The following is a 21,770-nucleotide window of genomic DNA, read 5'->3' as shown; positions in this document are numbered from 1 at the left end:
TATGGACATATTGAAAATTGAAGGATTGAAGAAGGCATTCAATCAGAAGACGGTCATTGAAGAACTGAGCCTTGAAGTTGCGCAAAACGAAATCTATGGATTTATAGGAAGCAACGGTGCCGGCAAGACGACGACGATGAAGATGGTGCTCGGTCTGTTGAAGCCGGATGGCGGTGATATATACGTATGCGGTGAAAAGGTCAGGTTCGGGGATACGCCGACGAACCGCCATGTCGGATACCTGCCGGATGTCCCGGAGTTCTACACCTATATGAATGCAGAGGAGTATTTGAAGCTGTGTGCGGATATCACCAAGATGGAAAAGGCGGAGCAGCGCGGACGGATCGATGAACTGCTCAACCTTGTCGGACTCCAGGGGGAGAAATCCAGGATCAGGAACTATTCACGTGGCATGAAGCAGCGGCTCGGCATCGCACAGGCGCTGATCCACCGCCCGAAGCTGCTGATCTGCGATGAACCGACGAGTGCCCTCGATCCGAAAGGACGGATGGAGATACTGAAGATATTGAAGGAGATTACAAAGGAAACGACGGTCATCTTCTCGACCCACATATTGAGCGATGTCGAGCGGATATGCGACAGGGTGGGCATCCTCTATGATAGAAAGATCGTGAAGGAGATCGACCTGGCCCGGGAGTCGCTCGGCGAAAAGGGGATTGTCATAGAGCTGGATCGGGAAGCCTATGGCACAGTGGCCCCACTGCTTGATATCCGTCATGCCGGCGGGTCGGAATATACAATAGAAAATCACTCTCTGCGTGAAATCTATGATGTACTGCATGCACATGGCATCCATCCGGAAAAGATTGTGAAGGAACGGAAATCACTTGAAGATGTGTATCTGGAGGTGACCACATGAGCCAGATGCTGCCACTTTTCAAAAAGGAACTCATCGAATCCTGGCGCAACTTCAAGTTTGCAGCGATTCTCATCGTGTTCGCCATCATCGGGGTACTCAGCCCGTTTACGGCCCTCATACTGCCGGATATCCTCGGGGTGGTGATGGATGATTCCGGCGTCACGGTCGAGATTCCCGAATCCACGGCACTGGATTCATACATGCAATTCTTCAGCAACATGAACCAGATGGGGCTGGTCATTTTCGTCATCGTATTCGGCAGCATCCTCACCCATGAGTTCAGCCGCAATACACTGGTGAACCTCGTGACCAAGGGGCTGAAGCGGACGAATGTGATTGTGGTCAAAGCTCTATTCCTGATGCTCGTGTGGACAGTGGGGTATATCGTCAGCGCACTGGTGGCCTATGTATACACAATCTACTACTGGGATGAGTCGGTGAACCATCTGGTGCTGGCATTTGCCATGACATGGGTGTACGGCCTGTTCATCATCAGCATCATTCTGCTTGCCTCGACGCTCTTCACAAACAGCTTCATCGCAGTGCTGTTCAGCGTGGTGGCGGTCGTCATCGTGATGCTGATGGCGAGTATCCATCCGGATGTCGCAGAATATCTGCCGCAATATCTGATCGGCAATAACGTTGTTTTGCTTACAGGCGAGATTGAGGCGGGGGAGGTGCTGTGGCCGATGATCATTACTGCAGTTCTGACTCTGGTGCTTCTCTCCCTGACGATACTGAGGTTCAAAAAGGTGCCGATGAACTGATATTTCCCGGGAAATCGACGGGGGATAGCGAGTTGGAGACCCTGCTCAAGAATACAGCCAGATCAGAATCAAATCAGTCTCAACATAAAAAGGACGAACGCTCTCCATCATCCATTCCAGGATGACAAAGGGCTGTTCGTCCTTTCGTTATGTGCCGGGATTTCAGTCCCGGCACTGACTATTCAATTGGTCCATACTAGTACGGATCGGATTCGTGGCCTTTATCGACCGCATCTTCAGCGGCTTCCTGCTGGGCAGCAGTACCCTTGCCATATCTGGATTTCTCTCCAGCTTCACGGCCGGGCATTTTGGAATCGTCATCCATCTCCTGCATTTCCTTCACTTTTGCTTCAATGCCTTCTTTGACGCGACGTCCATATTCTTCGTCAGCCTGGGTGAAGTGGTAGACCATGGCTTCCTGGATGCGCGCGTCACATTGTGAGAGGACATTGGAGAGGTTCTTGACCAGTTCGTCCCGTTCCCAGTCCTCGAAGCCTCGGTACGTCTCGCCGGCCTGGCCGTAGTTGTTCGGACGGTCGATCGGCTTCGTCATTGCCGCGGCGTTGTATGTCGGCTGATGCGGTGGTGCCTCTTCAGGCGCTTCCTCGAGGCCGCCGGTCATGGATGGCTCGTAGTTGATGCTCGGATCCTTGCTGCCTTCGCTCGGATCACGATGGTCGAGCTGTCCGCGGTGCTGGTTTGTGCGTACGTTGGTCTTCGGCCTGTTGACAGGTACCTGCAGGTAGTTTGCACCTACACGGTAGCGCTGCGTATCGGAGTAGGAGAATGTACGGCCGATCAGCATCTTGTCGTCGGAGAAGTCCATGCCGTCGACGAGTACTCCGGTACCGAATGACGCCTGTTCGATCTGGGCGTGGAAGTCCGTCGGATTTTCATCAAGCACCATGCGTCCGACCGGTTTCCAAGGGAACTTGTCTTCCGGCCAGAGTTTCGTATCATCAAGTGGATCGAAGTCCAGTTCCTCATGATAGTCGTCCTCCATGATCTGGACGAACAGTTCCCATTCAGGATAATTGCCGCGTTCGATCGCCGTGTAGAGATCCTGTGTCGCATGGGCGACATTCTGGGATTGGATGTCGTGCGCCTCCTCCTGTGTCAGGTTGCGGATGCCCTGTTTCGGCTCCCAGTGGTATTTGACGAGTACGGATTCACCCTTGTCATTCACCCATTTGTAAGTGTTGACGCCGGAACCCTGCATGTGCCGGTATGAGGCTGGAATACCCCAGGGCGAGAACAGGAATGTGATCATGTGCGTCGCTTCCGGCGAACGGGAGACGAAGTCGAACATCCGTGTCGGATCGGGCACATTGGATACCGGATCTGCCTTGAAGGCATGAATCATATCAGGGAACTTCATGGCATCACGGATGAAGAAGATCTTCAGGTTGTTGCCGACGAGGTCCCAGTTGCCGTCCTCTGTATACATTTTTATGGCGAAGCCCCGTGGGTCGCGTTCCGTTTCAGGCGAATCCTTGGCGCCTGCGACGGTGGAGAAGCGTACCATGAGTGGCGTCTTCTTGCCTTCGCCGGAAAACACTTTCGCGCGTGTATACTTTTCTGCCGGTTCGTCCCCGACTTTGCCGTAGGTTTCAAAGTAGCCGAATGCGCCGGTACCCCGCGCATGTACCACCCGTTCCGGTACTTCTTCGCGGTCGAAGTGCGACATCTTTTCAAGGAAATGGTAGTTTTCCATCGTCGCCGGTCCCCGGTCGCCGATGGTGCGCAAGTTCTGGTTATCTGTGACGGGCCGGCCCTGCCGGGTCGTCATCGTATCGCGTTCCGCTTCTTTCTCGCGTGGAATCTCATTTTCTTTCTGATAGTTCTTATCTGCCAAAATCAAAACCTCCTATGATCTGGTTCGTGACCAATTACGGAAAGATGATGCTTGGAAACATGTCAATCAGAACAGTCTACTGTTTATACTGATTCCAATCTGTACACAATACAATTATAGTGTCAGAACAGTCTGAAATCAAATGATATGAAAGATATACATGCCAAATCCAATTCCTATAAGAAAACTAGAATTTGGTGTTGACTTTGAATATCCTATGGGATATATTAGTCATCATAACTTAATAATTTCAGAAAATTCTTATCAAGAGAGGTGGAGGGACTGGCCCTTTGAGACCTCGGCAACAGACCGTATGTGAACTGTGCCAATTCCAGTAGCGATTTGCTAGAAGATAGGAAGAGATGTTCTATTTTATAAAATAAAGCCCCTCTTCTTATTTTCAAGAAGCAGGGGCTTTTCAATATCAAAAAGCGGAGGTATGAACATGTCAAAAAAACAGATCCATCTCAACGGCTTCATCCAGAATTCACCGTCCCCCCATTCCACGGGGCTGTGGAAGCATGAAAAGGACCAGGGTACGGGCCACAACCGTCTGGAATACTGGATTGATACGGCGATGACACTGGAGCGCGGAAGGTTCGATGCACTCTTCATTGCAGATGTGCTGGGGACCTACAGCGTCTATGGAAACAACCATGATGCAGCGGCAAAGCACGCCGTCCAGCTGCCCGCCCATGATCCGACACTCGTGATTCCTGCCATGGCAGCCGTTACAAAGCATCTCGGGTTTGCACCGACGATTTCGACTACATATGCACAGCCCTATTCCCTGGCACGTCAGCTGTCGACGCTGGATCACCTGACCGAGGGCCGGGTGGCATGGAATGTTGTGACATCATACCTTGAGAGCGAAGCCGTCAACATGGGGCTCGAGCAGCGACTGCCGAAGGAGATGCGGTACAACCGTGCAGATGAATTCCTCCAGGTCGTGTACAAGCTCTGGGAGGACAGCTGGGCGGAAGATGCCGTCCAGTATGACAGGGAAAACGATACGTTTGCAGACCCTGACAAGGTGCACATGATCAACCACCGCGGCGAATTCTTCAATGTGCCGGGGCCGCATCTTGTGGAGCCCTCTCCCCAAAGGACGCCTGTACTTTTCCAGGCGGGGGCATCGCCGAAGGGGCGCGACTTTGCAGCGAAGCATGCGGAAGCGGTGTTCACGAAGAATCATTCCCTGGAAGCCCTGGCAGCCTATGTGAAGGATATCAGGGAACGTACGGTGGCCCAGGGCAGAAATGCAGACGACGTCAAAGTGTTTCCGATGATCCTGCCGATCATCGGGGAGACCGAGGCGGAAGCCTATGAAAAATATGAAGCGCTCCAGAACAGCGTGAGCTACGAAGGGACGGCGTCACTCCTGTCCGGCCACACGGGCATCGATTTTTCCCAGTATGATCCGGACCAGTATATCGAAGACATCGAGACGGAAGCGGTACAGGGGAACCTCGACATGTATACGAAGGATCCGAACCGCAAGTGGACATTGCGGGAGGCCATCAAGAATCACGGGCTCGGCAACGGGACGGTGAAATTCATCGGCACCCCTGTCCAGATTGCGGACCGGATAGAAGAGTGGGCCACAGAAGGTGACGCAGATGGCTTCAATATCGCCCAGACCTATTCACCGGGCACGTTTGAAGAATTCGTCGACCTTGTCGTACCTGAACTGCAGGCGCGCGGAATCTACCGTACGGAGTACGAGGGTGAGACCCTCAGGGAGAACATGTTCGGCAAAGGCAGAAAGCACCTTGCAGACAATCATCCGGCAAAAAGACCAAATCTCGCAGGCCAGTGGTACTAGCGTAGGGAAAGGAGACATACATGGAACAGATTACCCTATATACTTGGATCGGCTTTTCCGTATTTCTGCTGCTGATGCTTGCGGTCGGCTATCTGAGTTCGAAAAAAATGAAGACGATCGGTGACTTTGCGACAGGCGGCGGCAAGCTTGGCCCGTATGTACTGGGCTTTTCATTCGCTGCAACATATTTGAGCGCCGCGACTTTCCTCGGGTATCCGGGATGGTCCCATGAGTGGGGGCTGTCCAACCTCTGGCTGTTCCTCGCCATGATTGGAGGCGGACCGATTGGTGTCCTCATGGTGGCCAAAAAGGTGCGGAAGCTGAACACGAAGCAGAAATCGCTATCCCTGCCGGACTGGCTGGGTGATTTCTACAAAAGCGACATCCTGAGGGTGGGGACGGCCCTCATCCTCCTGTTCAACATATTCTATATCGCCGCCCAGTTCGTGGCGGGCGCAAGAATATTCGAGTATCTGCTCGGCATGTCCTATACGACCGGACTCATACTCATCGCCGTCATTGTCGTCGTCTATGTATTTGCAGGCGGTGCCCTGGCCGACATATATACCGATGCCATCCAGGCTGTATTGATGGCGGTCACGGCCGTCGTCATATTCATCTCGGGCATCGTCATCTTCTGGCGCGGGAGCATCGCTGATACATTTTCCGGCATTTCGGGCAATCTTGCCTCACAGAACGAAAATCTGGTGGCGGTATTCAATCCCGAATCCCTGCACTTCTATTCCTTCGGGGCAGTGTTCGGCGCCATCGCCATCCAGTGGGCGTTCGCCTCTGCACCGCACCTGTTCAATAAGGTGCTCGGACTGAAGCATGAGAAGGACCTCGGGAAGATGATCGCGACCTACGTCGTCGTCGCCTCCCTGTGCGTCCTTGTCCTCTTCGGTGGCCTATACAGCCGGGCGGCACTCGGCGATTCGGTCGCTGCAGCGGACCTCGCACTCGTGGACTATATTATCTGGGCGTTTCCTGCCATCTTCGTCGCCTTTTTCGGCGTCGTCATACTGGCAGCTGCAATGTCCACGACGGACGGCATCTTCGTCTCCATTTCGACGGTATTCGCCAATGATATCTTCCTGAAGTTCCTGGTCAAGCGGAACATCGTCAAAGTCAGCGACGAAAAGGCGCAGAGGATGGCCTTCCAGATCAGCCGGATGACTGTGCCGATCATCGGCCTGCTTGCACTCCTCATCGTCATCCGTCCGCCCGAATATATGGGCGACGTCATGTGGATCGGCATCTCGGGCATCGCCGCTGGAACGATGGGACCGATACTGCAGGCGGTCTATGCGAAACGGAAGGCACCGGCGAGGGCCGCCGAACTGTCGATGATAGTCGGCCTCGGTTCCTACCTGTTCCTCTACTTCAGCGGCATCATCCCGAGCACAATGTCGGCAGGAGCTGTCGCGACCTTCATCGGCATCGCGACCATCAACGTCGCCTCGTGGGTGCTCCGTCCATCCACAGAGGTGAAACCAGTAGAAGAAGGAGGGTCCTGATGTTCGTCAATGAAATGCTGTCCATCTGGCTTTACGGATTCATCGGTACATTATCCTTCATTGGATTGTTCATATGGAAGGGATATATGAAAGACCGGTAGACAGAACAGACGCCATGCGAGTATTCGCATGGCGTCTTTCTTCATATTATACATCTGCCAGCCTTTTAAACATCGTGCACCCTGTTTTTATATTTTCATCGATGAAATCATATTCGGAAGTATGGATGGGCGGATGATCCATGCCGTTGCCGATATAGAAGTACGCCGCCGGCACTTCTTTTGCATAGTGGCCGAAATCTTCAGAGCCGCGGATGGCTTCATGGAGTTCATTCACTTCCAGATCGGCCTCCATGGCAGCTCTGCGCACTTCATCAGCCATGGCAGGGTCATTCACCGTTTCGGGGAATGCATCCGAATATTCGAATGAGACTTTCAGTCCGCGGTTCATTGCTTCATCGTGTGCAATGGTGATGATATCCGCCTTCAGCTGCTCGAGCTCCTTTTCATGAAGGGCGCGGATGGTCAGCGACAATTCGCCTGCATACGCCGCCATCCCGAAGTCCCGCTCTCCGACATCCACATTGATGATTGTGGCAAGCAGCAGGCCACGGCTGCCTTCGGTCAGTCTTGGAATTTCACTGATGAGGTGGGCAATGGAGTGGGCTGGATTGATGCCATCCTCCGGCGTGCTTGCATGGGCGGGCTTTCCCGTCATTCTGATGACCATGCCTGTGGAGGCGCACTGGAGATTTCCGTCTTTTATATTGATCGACTGGTATGGCATGCCGCTCATGTTGTGGCAGCCATATATCCTGTCGATGTTCTCGTCCCTCAGCAGAGGGAGGCACTGCTTTGCACCGTCACCGGTCTCTTCGGCAGGTTGGAAGAGGAAGAAGATGCTGTTGGCACTGCCCATCTGGTCGACTTCAAGTGCGAAGGCGGCAAGGGTCGCTGCATGGCCATCATGGCCGCATTTGTGTGCCTTGTCCGGAACTTTAGAAGCCCATGGAATATCAAGGGTCTCCGCCATCGGCAGGGCATCGATATCCGCCCGAAAGGCGATGTTGACGCCGTCGGTACCGCTGCGGTATGCAGCATAGAACCAGCTGCCATGGTCGACGATTTCCAGGGAAGTATGTGCCGTGATGAAATCCATAAGGTGCTGCTTCGTCCAGGCTTCTTCATTGGAAAGTTCCGGATGTGCGTGCAGCTCATGCCGCAGATTTCTGGCAAGTTCAAAATTTTTGATGTCCATGTCTCCACTCCTTATCAGGACTTGTAGATCTTTAGGAAAACTTTAGCATGCCGGCTGCCATAAGTAAATTTATGATTCTTCTGAAAATATTCTTGTGCTTTACCTTCTTGTTTGTAATAATGTTATTTATTGTTTGAAAATTTTAAAAAGGGAAGGTAACTATGGAAAATAATCAGAAGAGGGGAATCTTCAACCGTTTCCTCGATGTAGTCGAAAGGGTGGGAAATAAACTTCCCGATCCGATCGTACTCTTCATCATACTGATGTTTACGATTCTCGGCGCCTCATTCATTGGAGGCATGCTCAGGTGGGAAGCGGTAAACCCCGCTGACGGTGAAACAATCCAGGCGGTGAACCTGCTCAACGGCGAGGGAATCGTCCGCATCTTTACAGAAGCAATAACGAACTTCAGTGAATTTCCACCCCTCGGCATGGTATTGGTCGTCATGATCGGTATCGGAATGGCCGAGAAATCAGGATACTTCGAGACGGCGATGAAACGTGCCATCGAAGTATCACCACAGAAACTCATCCTGCCGGCCATCATCCTGGTCGGCATCATCGGCAACGTGGCCGGTGACGCTGCACCGATCATCCTGCCACCGATTGCGGCGATGGTCGTCATGAAGCTCGGCTACCATCCATTCGTCGGACTGGTCATGGCGTATGCCGCCTCCCTCGGTGCATTCGCGGCCAACATCATCCCGGGAATGACCGAAGCGCTGGCGCTTGCATTTACAGAGCCCGCCGCCCAGCTGATCGACCCCGACTATACAGGCAGCCTGCTGATGAACTACTACTTTACGGCAGTGGCCACTGTCTTCCTGCTCATCATCGTCTATTTCGTGACGAAGAAGATCACAGTGCCCCGCCTCGGTACATATGAAGGCATGGAGAAGGCCGACCATGAACCATTGAAACGGGAAGAAGTCGTGGCCCTCAGATGGGCGAACATTTCCGCACTTCTGACATTCATCGTCTTCATGGTATTGCTGCTTCCGGAGAATGCGATCTTCCGCAATGCAGAAACGGGCTCCATCATACAGGACTCCCCGTTCATGAATTCGATCATATTCATATTGACGATATTTTTCTTCGTCCCAGGCCTCGTCTATGGGCTCAAGGCGGGCACGATACGCTCGACGAGGGACTTCGGCAGCATGCTTGGCGATGCCATGGGCACAATGGGCAGTTATATCGTCCTTGTATTCTTTGCTGCCCAGATGCTCGCCTACTTCAGCTGGAGCAACCTCGGCCCGATCATCGCCATCAAGGGGGCGAATGCCCTCGAGGCGGTGAATGCATCTGGCATTCCGCTCATCATCGGGTTCATTTTGCTGGCGGGGCTCATCAACCTGCTGATCGGCAGTGCTTCGGCAAAATGGGCCATCCTGGCACCGGTATTCGTACCGATGTTCATGCTGCTCGGCTATGACCCGGCATTCACGCAGATGCTCTATCGTATCGGGGATTCGTTCACGAACCCGATTACACCAATGCTGCCATATCTGCCGCTCCTGCTCGCGTTTGCACAGCGCTATGACAAGAATGCCGGACTCGGCACACTGCTGTCAGCCCTGCTGCCATATTCGATCGTCCTGTTCTTTGCTTGGACGATACTGCTCATCGTATGGTATCTGCTCGGCATACCACTTGGTATCGACGGGCCGATCTACCTGCCTGAATCTTGATAATTGAGGAGAATGGAAAATGAATCTGCAACAACAGATTGAAAATGTAATGGAAGAAGTAGTCACATGGCGCCGCACGATGCACAAGCATCCGGAAATATCATTCCATGAACATTGGACAAGCGGCTATATAAAATCAGAACTTGAAAAAATGGGGGGTGTTGAAATTTCCCAGCCGACGGAAACGAGTGTCCTCGGCATCATAAGAGGGGCGAATCCCGGCAGGAAAATCGGCCTCCGTGCAGACATCGATGCCCTGAAGATCCAGGAGGAGCGTAGGGATATAGACTTTGCCTCCACGAATGACGGCGCGATGCATGCATGCGGCCATGACGGCCATGCTGCCATCCTGCTTGGGGCCGCCAAAGTGCTCTTGCATAATATCGAATCCCTCCATGGGGAAGTCTACCTGATCTTCCAGCATGCTGAAGAGGAACCGCCGGGCGGTGCACAGGAAATGGTCGCAACAGGACTCTTCGATGACCTCGACTTCATCTATGGCCAGCATCTATTCACACCGATACCGACAGGGAAAATCGGCATCACGAATGGACCGATTACATCAAACTCCGATACTTTCGACCTGAAGATCCAGGGGCGGGGCGGCCATTCCTCCCAACCCGAGAACTCGATCGACCCGATCGTCATCGGCGGCCAGATTCTGAACCAGTTCCAGACGATCATTTCACGAATCACCTCGCCACTCGATTCCGCAGTCATCTCGACGACGAAATTTCATTCCGGCAGTGCGAAGAACATCATCCCGGACAGTGCGGTGCTCGAAGGCAGCATCCGCACCATCAATGACGAAACACGTGAAACGGTCAGGGAACGGATGGAAAAGGCGATCGACGGCGTCTGTGCCATGTATGGTGCAACCTACGACTTTTCATTCAACTATGGCTATTCCGCGGTAGTGAATGAAGACACGGTTACAGACAGGATCAGAAAGATGGCTACAGAGGAATTTGGAGATAAAGTATTTGAATATCCGCTCGCCATGGGCGGGGAGGACTTCGCTGCCTTCTCCCGCATCATCCCGGCAACCTACGCCTGGATCGGCGCAGGGAACAGGGAGAAGGATATGGAATATCCGCACCACCATCCGAAGTTCGGCATCGACGAAGACAGCTTCATCGATGGCGTGAAAATGATGGTCCATACTGCGCTTGAAATGACACAGCCTGAATAGTTTTGAAGTGAAAGAAAAAACCTGATCCTCAGAGGATCAGGTTTTTTTGGGTGAATGGGGGTGCTGTTTTACTCAACTTGCCGTCGTTCGACCTGCGATGGTCGATTCACAGCAGAGCCTCTCTCCAATCACCCGGCGTTCTTCATTCATCCCATCACGCATTCAGTTTCCTCGGGAAACCGATGAGTATCGCGATGATGCCGCAGATCAGCAGCATCGCGGGATAGATGGAGTATGGAATCATCGCGACTGGAGAAATGGCAGCCAGTCCTGCCGCGGCAAGCATCTGTCCGCCGTAGGGGATGAGCCCCTGGAAGGCGGCGGCGAAGATGTCGAGCACACTCGCCGACTTCCTCCGGTCGACACCATATTCGTCGGCAATGTCCCTGGCCAGTGGCCCGGTGATGATGATGGAAATTGTATTGTTGGCTGTGCTCAGGTCTGTTGCACTGACGAGTGCGGCGATTCCGAATTCCGCACCCTTTCTGGAACGGATTCTGCTGGTGATGAAGTGGAGCAGGTAGTCGATGCCCCCGTAGTGCTGGATCAGCGCAATGAGCCCGCCGATCAGGATGGCGATGATGGCGATGTTCTGCATGTTGCCGATGCCTTCCCCGGCAGCGGCGACGAATGATGTGAATGTATAGGAGCCGTCAAGGACGCCGACCAGACCGGCAAATACGATGCCCCCTGCCAGCACAATCAGTACGTTGACACCGAGCAGGGCGATCACCAGGACGGCGAGATAGGGCAGGACCTTGACCAGGCTGTAGTCGAGATCTGTCGCAGGTGTTGTGGTCTGTCCGGATGAAATGAACCAGAGTATGATGACCGTCGCGATTGCGCCCGGCAATACAATGAAGAAATTCGTCTTGAACTTGTCGGCCATTTTGACTTCCTGGGACTGGGTGGAAACGATCGTCGTATCGGAAATGACCGACAGATTGTCCCCGAACATGGCGCCGCCGATGACCGTGGCAAGTGCCAGTGCGAGTGGCAGGTCCGTCTGTCCGGCAATACCGATGGCGATGGGGGCGAGTGCCACGACCGTGCCTGTAGATGTCCCCATTGAAATGGAGATGAAGCAGCAGATGATGAACAGCCCGATCAGCAGCAGGCTGCTCGGCAGGAGTGACAGGCCGAGATTGACTGTGGATTCCACAGCGCCCATGTTTTCTGCAACCTGTGAGAATGCACCGGCGAGCAGGAAGATGAGCACCATCAGCATGATGTTCTCCCGGCCGGCACCTCGGGTCAGGATGCCGATCTTTTCATTCAGCCGGTCTTTCGGTTTCAGGAACATCGCTGCAACGATGGCGATGATGACCGCAACTGTGATCGGCATTGCCTGGAAGTCCCGGGCGATGATGCCGGTACCGATGAATAGGGCAACAAAAACAAGCAGGGGGAGCAGTGCAAGCGGATTGCCCCGTGTATTATCCTTCATGATGGAAAGCCTCCAATGGTTTGATGATGATTATGAGAAACAAAAAAGCCCACTTCATAGAAGAAGAGGGCAGGAATACATCTCTTCTTATCTTCAAGCATTGCGCTTCTGGAATTGGCACAGGACCGGTTGGGCTGTTGCCGAGGCTTCAAAGGGCCAGTCCCTCCACCTCTCTGGATAAGAATCATCTCAATTTAATTTAAGACAAACTTTACCGCCTTTTCCCGGCACTGTCAACAGGGGGAGGCGCTTTATTTAAATAATTCAGAGCACAGCATGAATGAATCTTCACAACCATTGCGAGTTACTCTATACTTGAATGACAAAAGTAAAATATTGGAGGGGAAGACCATGAGTATGGAATATGCACCACCTTTGAGCTTTGGCCGGGATGGGGCGAAAAAGCACGTTGAAGTGTTTCTGAATACCGCCTGCCCGTACTGCGTGAACTTTTTCCTGGCGGCTCATGAAGCTGTGATGCCACGTGTCGAAGCGGGGGAAGTGAAGTACACCGTGAAGCACTATGACAAACCGAAGGTGAGGCTGCTTCACGGAACGATAGCGAACCTTTTCATAGACTACAACCAGCCGAATGAAGCGTATGAAATCATGAAGTCCCTGTTCCTTACACAGGGTGAATGGGCGCATCTCGACAGCGGCGAAATAGAACAGATGATGGAGCAGGAGTATGGCTGTCAGGAGCAGCGGAGTACGATGAACCTGAGCCTCGATATTACGAAAGAGGCACTGGAGCGTTCAATTTCAGTTGTTCCGACTGTTTTCATCAATGGTGAGAAACTCGAGTTCGACAGTAGGAGCCCTTCCGAAGAAATCGGGAAAGCACTGGTGAGAGCACTTGACACAATTTGAATTCATTTCCATCTATTCTACATGTTTCTAGTGTCTCTGGGTAAAGGTTTAAGTAAACCCTTATGTACGTTTCGCCATACTGGTACAACCCAAGATAAACTGCACTGGAGATGGTAATGATGGCTTCAGCAATCGAATTGTTGGAAAAGGTCCAGCAGACATTTGCTTCACAGTATGGATTGACATTTTTCCTCACCGACAGGGAAGGGGAGGTGCTCACTTCGGTCGAAGGCGACAACAGACTGTGCAGTACAATGCTGGAAGAAGGACTATTGAACGAAATGGAAAATATACTCAAGCATGGTGGGCGCATCAACCGCCCGCTCATGTATGAGATATCCTCGGGCATCCATATCATGGCAGCGCCTGTCATGGATGGCGAGGGGACGTCCCACTATCTGTGGGCAGGTGTCCTGGTGGAACAGGACACAGAGGCCGACACGCAGGACGAAGCATATGAGACGGTGCCCGTCCTCGACGAAGACAATAGAAGCGAGTGGCTCCAGCTTGCCGGCAGGATCGCTGAGGTGACTGCATTATGCCTGCAGCAGACCGATGTCACGCCATTGTCCAGCCTCAGTCTCGACAGGCTCAGAAAATCTGTGCAGCAGCATGAGGCGGCGAGTGCCGAACTCTTTTCGCAAGTGACTGAAGATGGTGGAGAAATCGAGTTCCTGGGGATTGCCGAACAGACCGGGGAGGATGTCTATACTGTAACCAACATCATCGGGAAGGAAGCCGGGACACTCAAAGGGAAGCAGTTCATCGTTGGGGAAGGATTCCTCGGAAGGACTGCCCTGACGGAAGCGCCGGGATACTGGGAGGACATCGGCCGGGACAGGCGGTCTAGGATATTCTCCTCCCTGGAGCAGCGGCCACAGCTTCTGTTTACAGACACGGCACGGATGCACGATGGTTCGGTCGCTGTGCTGTTCGGAGGCAGCTTTTCGAAGAAGCGGGCAAGTGCTTCAACGAAGACGCTCATGCAGATGACCTCCATACTCACTGAATCGAGCCTGCTGGTGGAAGGGCTGCGGGAAGAGAATTCACAGCAGCTGTCCCGTCTGACTTCACTTGTGGAGATATGCAGGCTGATGGCCTCCACCCCGGATCCGAGGCGTATGATACTGATTCTGCTCGACATCAGCATCAACCTTGTCGAAGGGCCCTTTTCACTCATCCTCATCAGGGACAATAAGAGTGGAAAGGGGAAGCTCGTCACCCGGGGGAGCTACGACGGGGAAGTCAGCCAGTATGTCAGATCGATGATGGAACGGACACGACAGCTCTCGCAGCTGCCTGATGAAACAGATGGAGAACCTTATGTCGTCACCCTGCCGAACGGACAGCAGGCGATAGAATGCCCACTGGCATACGGCAATGAAGTGCAGGGGGTCCTTTCAGTCGGCATCGGGAATGCAGCAGAACTCGACTTGCAGGAGCACATTGCATTCCTCCAGACCCTCTCCATCATCGGCGGCGTCTCCCTCCAGCTCACCGGCCATAGGGAAACACACGTTGAAGAAGAGAAGTCGGAAGCACTGCACCTGGCCGTACAGGAAATGGACGAAGCAGCATATGCCCGGTCGAAGGAAGCGGCGGAACTCGCCGCCGTCATCACAGCACGCCTCGAATTTTCGGAAACGTCTGCCCGTGCTGTCGTCAGAGCATGCCAGCTCTCCCACTATTCACCTGACTTCATACGCAGGATATTCCCTGAAAGTGATACAGCTTCAGTAATGGAAACCGGTAATGCCATACTCCAGCATCGCGACATCCCACGTACGGACAGCACGGATGTTGCCGGATATATATATGCCCTTTGCATCGCCTATTCCAAAAACGACAGATTGGAAGATGCCGAAGCTCTCCCCCGTATCGATGAAGAGGCACTGGATACTTTCCTGTCGCTCGTCAGGACGACACACGTCAGTGAAGTGGAATTCGACCTGGCCGGCAGTTCCAAAGCGGATGATATACAGGAAATCGCAGAAGCTGTAAAACGCATGGATCACCTTTCCCCGAGGGAACAGGAAGTGCTCACACTTCTGGCAGAAGGCAAGAACAACCAGGACATTGCTGAAATCCTTTATATCAGTGCCCACACTGTGAAAAACCATATAACAAAGATATTCCATAAGCTGGATGTCTCGGACAGGGTAAGTGCCATTTCAAAAGTCTACAGATATCTCCATAAACATTAGCAGGATGGGGTATAGGAGAGTGGTACCATCCATCATTTCCCTGCCCCCTATACAAATTCTGGGATAAATGAGAGCAGAAGTGGATATACCAGATTGTGGAATAGGGGTATGATTGGATAGTAGCTAAAATTCATATTTGCTGTAAAAAGGTGATCGGCATCAGGTCGGGCCCATGGGTGCCGGATCAGGCGAGGAGGGGGAAGGGATGAACACTAGAAGGATTCCGTCTTTGAAGATGGAATGCATCATGCTATTTCAATCCAACCCGCAGTCAGCCCACTCACTTGAAGATCTCTCGGAAAACCTGGACAGGGAGGAAGAGGATCTGGAACCGGTTCTGGAGCTGTTGATGAAGCAGGGAATCATCGAGCAGTTCCAGGAAGCAGGAAAGACGCTCTACCGCTATCAGGAACCGGAAACCACTTCAGAATTTGAAATGGATCCATAATCGTATAAGTGAGGGGAAGAAATGGAGAATGAGCAATCATTCTCCATTTTTTTATGCCCTTTTCAATATATGCAATAGGACGGAGCTCCTACTGCCATAAGAGCATGCTCCCATTGGCAGTCCATCCGAATAATGGGAACGATGGGGGATAGATGTAAATTGCATTCAGGTGCATAATTTGGGTTGTAATCACACAGCAAGCCACAGGCACACAGGGAGGAAAACTCGGATGAAACTGATCAACAGCACAAGGGGAACAGTCATTGCACAAGACCTCATCGAGGCACACAGCTTCTGGTCCAGATTCAAAGGACTGATGTTCAGACATGACATGCCTCATGACGCAGCCCTTCATCTTTACCCTTGCAGTTCAATCCATACATTCTTCATGAAATTCGACATCGATGTCATCTACATCAATGAACAGAATGAAGTCGTCGGTATTGAAAAACATCTCGAACCCGGGAAGATCGGCGGAAGGTTCAAAAAAGCCCGCTCCGTCATCGAACTTCCCGCAGGTACACTCAGTGATCTCTCCACTGGTGACACTGTGGCATTTGCTGAAAAAAACCAGGCAATATAGCTTTACGCTAATCATTATATATATGGGGGAATTAAACATGATGGAACTTTTCAAAGGTTTGCTTATGGAAGAGGAAGGACAGGGCATGACGGAATACGGTCTTGTTCTGGGGCTGCTCGTTGTTGTAATTGTTGGTGCTTTCGTATTATTCGGGCCACAAATTGAAGCGCTGATGAAAGCAATTGGAGATCAAGTGAGTGGAACAACTACTGAGATCACCGCTCCATAATAAAAGAACTTAACGCATCTACAGACCCATACTTTTCGAATGGGTCTGTTTTTTATAGAAATACGTATTGGAAGGAAGAGGACATATGCTCATTAATGCCTTTCTTATTATTATACTTGCAATCTGTGTTGTCACAGACATTCGCAAAAGGAAAATATACAACAAGGTGATTTTTCCAGCACTCTTAGCTGCATTCGGGTTGAATATCATATTCGGTGGATTCAGTGGATTTGGGGACGCTCTGATTGGATTTGTCGTCGGTTTCACACTACTGCTCATCCCTTATATTCTTGGAGGCATAGGAGCCGGGGATGTCAAACTGCTTGGCCTGATTGGTGCGTTTAAAGGAAGCGGCTTTGTATTGGAGTCATTCATCTACATGGCGTTAATCGGAGGGTTACTTGCAGTATTTGTCATCATGACAAGGGGTGGACTAAAGCAATCCTTTGGCATTGGCATGCCATATGGTGTGGCAATCGCCGGTGGTGCAGCCCTGGCGTTGCTTATGGATGTGGAACTCTTATGACGAGACGGGAAAATGGCCAATCTACTGTAGAATTCGCAATTCTTGTTCCTCTCATTCTCTTCCTGCTCATCGGGGTCGTCGATTTTGGGCGGATCATTCATTCACAGTTGCAACTGGAGCTAGTGACCCAGGATGCGGCACGCATGGCAGGTCTCGGAGAGTCGGACGAGATGGTAAAGTCATATGCGATCGACAATTTCATTGTGGGTGATGCCTCAGAACTCAGTGTGAGTGTGTCCCCTGCAGGTGAAAAGGATTCGGGAACTTATGTCACAGTGGAGATCACTTACCCTGAAAAAATTTTAAATCCGTTTGGAGACTATGCGATTCCCTTTACTGTAAAGACAAGTTCGACAACAAGAGTGGAGTGATAGGATGAGACAGCTTTTGAAAAAGGAGGAAGGAAACAGTTTCCTCCTCATGGCTCTCGGGTTGATGCTTGCGCTTGGTATGCTTGGACTTGTTGTTGATGGCGGTTATCTTTATATGACAAAGAGTCATATGCAGAAGACTGCTAACGCGGCAGCATTGTCAGGTGCCCAGGAACTGCCCAACTCGAGCGAGAAAGTCAACCAGGTGGTGGGTGAAATACTCAATCATCATGGGGAAAGTGACAGTCTCCTATTCTCCAATATAGAAGGTGAAAACCAACTCCATGTTGGAGTCGGACGGGAGGTCCCTCTCTTCTTTTCGTCATTGTTTGGTATTGACAGTGTAATGATCGGTGCTGATGCTAAAGCCGGACTGCATGCCATGACGGCAGGTGTTGGTGTTGTGCCACTTGGCCTCGATGAATCGGTGGAAATAAATTATGAGGATCCCGAACCCCACAAGTTGAAAGTGGGTGCGGGAGACTCTGAAACAGGAAATTTCGGGATATTGGCTCTGGAAGGTCCCGGAGGGAAGTTATATAGCGAGGCACTTATGCACGGTTTTGATGGAGAGTTGAAAGTCGGAGAGATCATCAAAACCCAGACGGGAAATATTGCGGGAAAAACAGAAGCAGGAGTCACACACAGGATGGATAATTGTCCCTACCCGGATGGTGACTATCAGCAGAGGGACTGTGCAAGGATCATGCTGATTCCGGTATACAAAGCGCTGGACGATGGTGGAAATCAGGTGAAAAGAGTTGAAATTACAGGGTTTGCCTATTTCTATTTAACAGAACAGACTGATGGCGATGCTGATTCTATTGAAGGCATCTTCATCAGGAGGGCAGGTCCCGGAGAATCAGATGCAGAGGCACCACTGGACCGTGGTGCATATACGATTAAATTGACACGGTAGGTGGAATGCAATGAAACCGAAAAAAATATTGATGCTGGCGATTCTGTCGGGACTGTTGACGACAGGCGTTTTTTATATATTCATGCAGCAGAGTGGTGCGGCCGAAACAGACGATCCTGCGATGACCGAAGTGGTTGCGGCGGCTTCGGATATTGAAGAGAATACGCAGCTTACGGAGGAAAATCTTCAGATGATTGAAGTGCGGGAGTCGGAAGTCCATCCGTCTGCGATAAAAAACAAAGATATGGCAGTCGGAAAATATACAGCGGCTTCCCTTGCTGCAGGTGAAGTGCTGCTCACGCAGCGCATCGAACAGTCCGATCAGGCGGATATGATCTCCAAAAGAGTGACTGAGGACCATCGGGCGGTTTCAATCAGTGTGGACTACGTGAAATCTGTCTCCAACATGGTCGAGCCTGGAGACCGGGTGGATGTCGTCCTCACGCCATTGGCAGAAGGACAGGAGGCAGGCCCCCCTGCTGAAGTCCTTTTTGAAGGGGTAAAGGTGCTGGCAGTCGGCCAGCGCATGACCGAGAAGTCGGATGGTGAAGCGGCTACGGAATATATGGCTGTAACGCTGGAAATGACGCAGGCGGATGCAGTCGGTATTGTGGATGCAAGTGGCCGGGGCAGCCTTCAGCTGATTTTGAGCAGCAGGCTGAAGTCGGAAGATGATGTAGTTGAGGAAGGCAAGGCTGCAGCATCGGAAATGTCGGCGGATGAGGTAGCTGAAGCGGAGTCCCAGGATGAAACGGAAGCCGAAGTTGAAAATGCGCCTGAAACAGCAGATGACCAGGACATCATCGTGCTTCCCGAACGGGCCCATGTGAGGAACGGCCCGTCCCTTGATGCGAATGTACTGACCGTGGTGGATGCGGGTGACGCACTCATCACAAAGAATGAAGAAGAAACGGATGCGGATGGCCGCATCTGGATGCATGTGGAAACGAAATCCGGCCAGCAGGGCTGGATCAGCAGCCGTATCATCAAGATGGAGAATGAATGATGAAGGAAAGGTGTGGTGGTCATGACCGCTGAAATCATATTGGTAACAAGTGCAGTGGGGGGCGCCGGCAAGACGGTCGTCGCTACGAATCTCGGAATGGCATTCCAGGAGCAGGGGAAGCGTACGGTGCTCGTGGATGGTGACCTGCAATTTGGTGATATGGCACTGGCGCTTGATTTGACCCCGGGCATCAGCATCAAGGAAGCAGTGGAACGGGATGATTTTGCGAACATTCATGCTTTCTGTACGATGCACGCGTCGGGTGTCCGGCTGCTTCCGGCACCGCCGCGTCCGGAGTTTGCAGACCTCGTCGATGCGGAAGACCTCTCCGTTGCGATTGAGAACTTGAAGTCACAGGCCGAGGTGATCATCGTGGAGACGCACCATGGATTGACCGAACAGAACATGGTGCTGATGGACTTGGCAGACCGCATCATGGTCGTCACCACACCGGGCATGGCTGCATTGAAAAATACGCGTCTCATGGTGGAGACGCTCGATGCGCTCGGACATGGGGAGAAGACCCGCCTCATCGTAAACAAGAATACCGTGCCGACGCTGATGGAAACGAAGAAGGTGCCGGACCATCTGAATATGGCGCAGGAGAACGTCTTCTATCTGCCCTATGCATTGAAGGAAATCTCCTATTCGCTGGACCGCGGCATTCCATTCCTGTCGAGCAGTCCGAAACACCGCTTTTCGAAAAAGATAAGGAAGATCACCAATCATCTCCGTGAAATGAGTGACAGAAAGCAGGTGACTGAAGCATGAGCCTACTGGCCAGATTGCAGACAAAAAATGATGACGGCACGAATGACAAACAAGTGGAAGCCCCGAAGCGTACTGTTCCTGTGGAGGAGACGGAAGTCGACCTGCCTCCAATCAGGAAGGAAAAAGTGGAGAAGCCAATGCCGAAGCGGGCCGAAGAGCCGGATGCAGAATATTTGGAACTGAAGAATCTGACGCTGAAGTTCATCCTGAAAGAGCGCAAGGACGAGGATATTGAAGACATCGTCGTGGATATGGACGGCATCATACAGGATATCCTCCAGGAGAACAACCATATCCAGAATATCGGCAACATCGAAAAGCTGAAGCTCGAGCTGAAGAATGATCTGACGGGATATGGTCCCATCAATCCACTGCTACTGGATGAGGATGTATCCGAGGTGATGGTCAATGGACCGAAACATGTCTATGCAGAACGCAAGGGAAAACTGTCCCTGACCGACGTCACTTTCAGGGATGATGACCATGTCATGGCGGTGCTGGAGAAGATCCTCTCCCCGCTTGGCAGGCGGGTGGATGAAAGCAGCCCGATGGTCGACGCCCGGCTCAAGGATGGTTCGCGTGTCAATGCGATCATCCCGCCGCTTGCGCTCGGAGGGCCGACGATCACAATCCGTAAGTTTGCGAAAGACCCCTTTACCATCCATGACCTGATCCGCTTCGGTACATTGACCGAGGAGATGGCGGCCTTCATCCAGGCGTGCGTCGAAGGCAAGCTGAACATTTTCGTCAGTGGCGGTACGGGTTCCGGTAAGACGACGACACTGAACGTCCTGTCCTCCTTCATTTCCAACAAGGACCGCATCGTGACGATTGAAGATGCAGCCGAGCTGCAGCTTGGGCAGGAACACGTCGTGTCACTAGAGACGCGTCCGGCGAACATTGAAGGCACTGGTGCAGTGACAATCAGGGATTTGGTGCGGAACTCGCTCCGTATGCGTCCCGACCGCATCGTCATCGGCGAGGTGCGGAGCGGAGAGGCGCTCGACATGCTCCAGGCGATGAACACCGGACACGATGGCTCGCTTGCCACAGGCCACTCGAACAGTGCGCGTGACATGGTATCGCGGCTTGAAACGATGGTGCTGATGGCGGGTATGGACCTGCCGATCAAAGCCATTCGGGAGCAGGTTGCCGGCGCCCTCGACGTAATCATCCAGCAGACCCGGCTCAATGATGGGACGAGACGGATCACCAGCATTACAGAAGTGCAGGGCATGGAGGGGGACGTCATCGTACTCCAGGATATATTCGTATTCAAGCAGAGCGGTGTGGGTGATGACGGCAAGATCATCGGCAAGCTGGTGCCGACGGGCATCCGGCCGCAGTTCTATGAAAAGCTGGAACAGGAAGGCATCCAGCTGCCTGCTTCCCTGTTCATGGAAAAGGAGTGA

20 protein-coding genes and 2 riboswitches are annotated in these 21,770 nt (G+C 52.2%); of the genes, 17 read left to right on the top strand and 3 right to left on the bottom strand.

The window, feature by feature from the left end:
- Nucleotide 1 precedes the first annotated feature (1 nt).
- Together RQP18_RS11590 and RQP18_RS11585 are read left to right on the top strand one after the other, a co-directional pair.
- On the top strand, nucleotides 2-880 hold the full coding sequence (locus RQP18_RS11590; protein ID WP_342387839.1) for an ABC transporter ATP-binding protein: 879 nt from the start codon (nucleotides 2-4) through the stop codon (nucleotides 878-880).
- Nucleotides 877-1,647 carry an ABC transporter permease gene (locus RQP18_RS11585; protein ID WP_342387838.1) on the top strand — a complete coding sequence of 257 codons (771 nt, stop codon included), beginning with the start codon at nucleotides 877-879 and terminating at the stop codon, nucleotides 1,645-1,647. The genes RQP18_RS11590 and RQP18_RS11585 overlap by 4 nt, the downstream gene beginning before the upstream one ends.
- Before the next feature lie 196 nt (nucleotides 1,648-1,843).
- Here the strand turns inward: RQP18_RS11585 and RQP18_RS11580 are convergent, their stop codons facing one another.
- Nucleotides 1,844-3,436, bottom strand: coding sequence for a catalase (locus RQP18_RS11580; RefSeq protein ID WP_342389405.1), 1,593 nt, complete (start codon nucleotides 3,434-3,436; stop codon nucleotides 1,844-1,846).
- A gap of 324 nt (nucleotides 3,437-3,760) precedes the next feature.
- Nucleotides 3,761-3,861: riboswitch (SAM riboswitch) on the top strand.
- 86 nt (nucleotides 3,862-3,947) lie between these two features.
- Between RQP18_RS11580 and RQP18_RS11575 the strand changes: the two genes are divergently transcribed.
- Both RQP18_RS11575 and RQP18_RS11570 read left to right on the top strand, forming a co-directional pair.
- Nucleotides 3,948-5,327: an LLM class flavin-dependent oxidoreductase gene (locus tag RQP18_RS11575; RefSeq protein WP_342387837.1), complete on the top strand. Its 1,380-nt coding sequence runs from the start codon at nucleotides 3,948-3,950 to the stop codon at nucleotides 5,325-5,327.
- A 20-nt stretch (nucleotides 5,328-5,347) separates the two neighbouring features.
- Nucleotides 5,348-6,844: a sodium:solute symporter family transporter gene (locus RQP18_RS11570; RefSeq protein ID WP_342387836.1), complete on the top strand. Its 1,497-nt coding sequence runs from the start codon at nucleotides 5,348-5,350 to the stop codon at nucleotides 6,842-6,844.
- Nucleotides 6,845-6,991: 147 nt separating this feature from the next.
- On the opposite strand, the gene RQP18_RS11565 is transcribed toward RQP18_RS11570, so the two are convergent.
- Complete coding sequence (locus RQP18_RS11565; RefSeq protein ID WP_342387835.1) at nucleotides 6,992-8,101, bottom strand: M20 metallopeptidase family protein; 1,110 nt, start codon at nucleotides 8,099-8,101, stop codon at nucleotides 6,992-6,994.
- Nucleotides 8,102-8,262: 161 nt separating this feature from the next.
- Between RQP18_RS11565 and RQP18_RS11560 the strand changes: the two genes are divergently transcribed.
- On the top strand, nucleotides 8,263-9,792 hold the full coding sequence (locus tag RQP18_RS11560) for an AbgT family transporter (RefSeq protein ID WP_342387834.1): 1,530 nt from the start codon (nucleotides 8,263-8,265) through the stop codon (nucleotides 9,790-9,792).
- Nucleotides 9,793-9,811: 19 nt separating this feature from the next.
- Nucleotides 9,812-10,984: a M20 metallopeptidase family protein gene (locus tag RQP18_RS11555; protein WP_342387833.1), complete on the top strand. Its 1,173-nt coding sequence runs from the start codon at nucleotides 9,812-9,814 to the stop codon at nucleotides 10,982-10,984.
- A gap of 154 nt (nucleotides 10,985-11,138) precedes the next feature.
- On the opposite strand, the gene RQP18_RS11550 is transcribed toward RQP18_RS11555, so the two are convergent.
- On the bottom strand, nucleotides 11,139-12,431 hold the full coding sequence (locus tag RQP18_RS11550) for a Na+/H+ antiporter NhaC family protein (RefSeq protein WP_342387832.1): 1,293 nt from the start codon (nucleotides 12,429-12,431) through the stop codon (nucleotides 11,139-11,141).
- Between the two features lie 84 nt (nucleotides 12,432-12,515).
- Nucleotides 12,516-12,615, bottom strand: a riboswitch (SAM riboswitch).
- A 167-nt stretch (nucleotides 12,616-12,782) separates the two neighbouring features.
- Between RQP18_RS11550 and RQP18_RS11545 the strand changes: the two genes are divergently transcribed.
- The 11 genes from RQP18_RS11545 (at nucleotide 12,783) to RQP18_RS11495 (ending at nucleotide 21,770) form a co-directional block, all read left to right on the top strand.
- Nucleotides 12,783-13,301 (top strand): thioredoxin domain-containing protein, encoded by a 519-nt coding sequence (locus RQP18_RS11545; protein WP_342387831.1) that lies wholly within the window; start codon nucleotides 12,783-12,785, stop codon nucleotides 13,299-13,301.
- Between the two features lie 116 nt (nucleotides 13,302-13,417).
- The gene (locus RQP18_RS11540; RefSeq protein ID WP_342387830.1) at nucleotides 13,418-15,505 is read left to right on the top strand and encodes a helix-turn-helix transcriptional regulator; all 2,088 of its coding nucleotides are present in this window, start codon (nucleotides 13,418-13,420) and stop codon (nucleotides 15,503-15,505) included.
- Between the two features lie 205 nt (nucleotides 15,506-15,710).
- Entirely contained in the window at nucleotides 15,711-15,953 is a 243-nt protein-coding gene (locus RQP18_RS11535) for a hypothetical protein (RefSeq protein WP_342387829.1), read from the top strand.
- Nucleotides 15,954-16,182: 229 nt separating this feature from the next.
- Nucleotides 16,183-16,536 (top strand): DUF192 domain-containing protein, encoded by a 354-nt coding sequence (locus RQP18_RS11530; RefSeq protein ID WP_342387828.1) that lies wholly within the window; start codon nucleotides 16,183-16,185, stop codon nucleotides 16,534-16,536.
- Nucleotides 16,537-16,573: 37 nt separating this feature from the next.
- The gene (locus RQP18_RS11525) at nucleotides 16,574-16,765 is read left to right on the top strand and encodes a Flp family type IVb pilin (protein ID WP_342387827.1); all 192 of its coding nucleotides are present in this window, start codon (nucleotides 16,574-16,576) and stop codon (nucleotides 16,763-16,765) included.
- A gap of 85 nt (nucleotides 16,766-16,850) precedes the next feature.
- A complete protein-coding gene (locus tag RQP18_RS11520) occupies nucleotides 16,851-17,291 on the top strand; it encodes an A24 family peptidase (protein ID WP_342387826.1) in 441 nt (146 codons plus the stop codon).
- Nucleotides 17,288-17,662 (top strand): TadE/TadG family type IV pilus assembly protein, encoded by a 375-nt coding sequence (locus tag RQP18_RS11515; RefSeq protein ID WP_342387825.1) that lies wholly within the window; start codon nucleotides 17,288-17,290, stop codon nucleotides 17,660-17,662. Before RQP18_RS11520 ends, RQP18_RS11515 begins: the two co-directional genes overlap by 4 nt.
- Before the next feature lie 4 nt (nucleotides 17,663-17,666).
- Entirely contained in the window at nucleotides 17,667-18,581 is a 915-nt protein-coding gene (locus tag RQP18_RS11510) for a Tad domain-containing protein (RefSeq protein WP_342387824.1), read from the top strand.
- A 10-nt stretch (nucleotides 18,582-18,591) separates the two neighbouring features.
- Nucleotides 18,592-19,587 carry a Flp pilus assembly protein CpaB gene (cpaB, locus tag RQP18_RS11505; protein WP_342387823.1) on the top strand — a complete coding sequence of 332 codons (996 nt, stop codon included), beginning with the start codon at nucleotides 18,592-18,594 and terminating at the stop codon, nucleotides 19,585-19,587.
- 21 nt (nucleotides 19,588-19,608) lie between these two features.
- Nucleotides 19,609-20,358 carry an AAA family ATPase gene (locus RQP18_RS11500; RefSeq protein WP_342387822.1) on the top strand — a complete coding sequence of 250 codons (750 nt, stop codon included), beginning with the start codon at nucleotides 19,609-19,611 and terminating at the stop codon, nucleotides 20,356-20,358.
- Nucleotides 20,355-21,770 (top strand): CpaF family protein, encoded by a 1,416-nt coding sequence (locus RQP18_RS11495; protein WP_342387821.1) that lies wholly within the window; start codon nucleotides 20,355-20,357, stop codon nucleotides 21,768-21,770. The genes RQP18_RS11500 and RQP18_RS11495 overlap by 4 nt, the downstream gene beginning before the upstream one ends.

This window comes from Salinicoccus sp. Bachu38 (assembly GCF_038561955.2).
Lineage (GTDB): Bacteria > Bacillota > Bacilli > Staphylococcales > Salinicoccaceae > Salinicoccus > Salinicoccus bachuensis.
Note: the sequence above shows the minus strand (reverse complement) of the source record. Positions and strands in the feature narration are given on the sequence as shown.

Coding starts and splice junctions, on each gene's coding strand:
- RQP18_RS11570 (WP_342387836.1), top strand. CDS start 5,348: ATGGAACAGATTACCCTATATACTTGGATCGGCTTTTCCGTATTTCTG.
- RQP18_RS11540 (WP_342387830.1), top strand. CDS start 13,418: ATGATGGCTTCAGCAATCGAATTGTTGGAAAAGGTCCAGCAGACATTT.
- RQP18_RS11580 (WP_342389405.1), bottom strand. CDS start 3,436: ATGACGACCCGGCAGGGCCGGCCCGTCACAGATAACCAGAACTTGCGC.
- RQP18_RS11565 (WP_342387835.1), bottom strand. CDS start 8,101: ATGGACATCAAAAATTTTGAACTTGCCAGAAATCTGCGGCATGAGCTG.
- RQP18_RS11560 (WP_342387834.1), top strand. CDS start 8,263: ATGGAAAATAATCAGAAGAGGGGAATCTTCAACCGTTTCCTCGATGTA.
- RQP18_RS11575 (WP_342387837.1), top strand. CDS start 3,948: ATGTCAAAAAAACAGATCCATCTCAACGGCTTCATCCAGAATTCACCG.
- RQP18_RS11535 (WP_342387829.1), top strand. CDS start 15,711: ATGAACACTAGAAGGATTCCGTCTTTGAAGATGGAATGCATCATGCTA.
- RQP18_RS11555 (WP_342387833.1), top strand. CDS start 9,812: ATGAATCTGCAACAACAGATTGAAAATGTAATGGAAGAAGTAGTCACA.
- RQP18_RS11590 (WP_342387839.1), top strand. CDS start 2: ATGGACATATTGAAAATTGAAGGATTGAAGAAGGCATTCAATCAGAAG.
- RQP18_RS11495 (WP_342387821.1), top strand. CDS start 20,355: ATGAGCCTACTGGCCAGATTGCAGACAAAAAATGATGACGGCACGAAT.
- RQP18_RS11530 (WP_342387828.1), top strand. CDS start 16,183: ATGAAACTGATCAACAGCACAAGGGGAACAGTCATTGCACAAGACCTC.
- RQP18_RS11500 (WP_342387822.1), top strand. CDS start 19,609: ATGACCGCTGAAATCATATTGGTAACAAGTGCAGTGGGGGGCGCCGGC.
- RQP18_RS11550 (WP_342387832.1), bottom strand. CDS start 12,431: ATGAAGGATAATACACGGGGCAATCCGCTTGCACTGCTCCCCCTGCTT.
- RQP18_RS11515 (WP_342387825.1), top strand. CDS start 17,288: ATGACGAGACGGGAAAATGGCCAATCTACTGTAGAATTCGCAATTCTT.
- RQP18_RS11525 (WP_342387827.1), top strand. CDS start 16,574: ATGATGGAACTTTTCAAAGGTTTGCTTATGGAAGAGGAAGGACAGGGC.
- RQP18_RS11585 (WP_342387838.1), top strand. CDS start 877: ATGAGCCAGATGCTGCCACTTTTCAAAAAGGAACTCATCGAATCCTGG.
- RQP18_RS11520 (WP_342387826.1), top strand. CDS start 16,851: ATGCTCATTAATGCCTTTCTTATTATTATACTTGCAATCTGTGTTGTC.
- RQP18_RS11545 (WP_342387831.1), top strand. CDS start 12,783: ATGAGTATGGAATATGCACCACCTTTGAGCTTTGGCCGGGATGGGGCG.
- RQP18_RS11510 (WP_342387824.1), top strand. CDS start 17,667: ATGAGACAGCTTTTGAAAAAGGAGGAAGGAAACAGTTTCCTCCTCATG.
- cpaB (WP_342387823.1), top strand. CDS start 18,592: ATGAAACCGAAAAAAATATTGATGCTGGCGATTCTGTCGGGACTGTTG.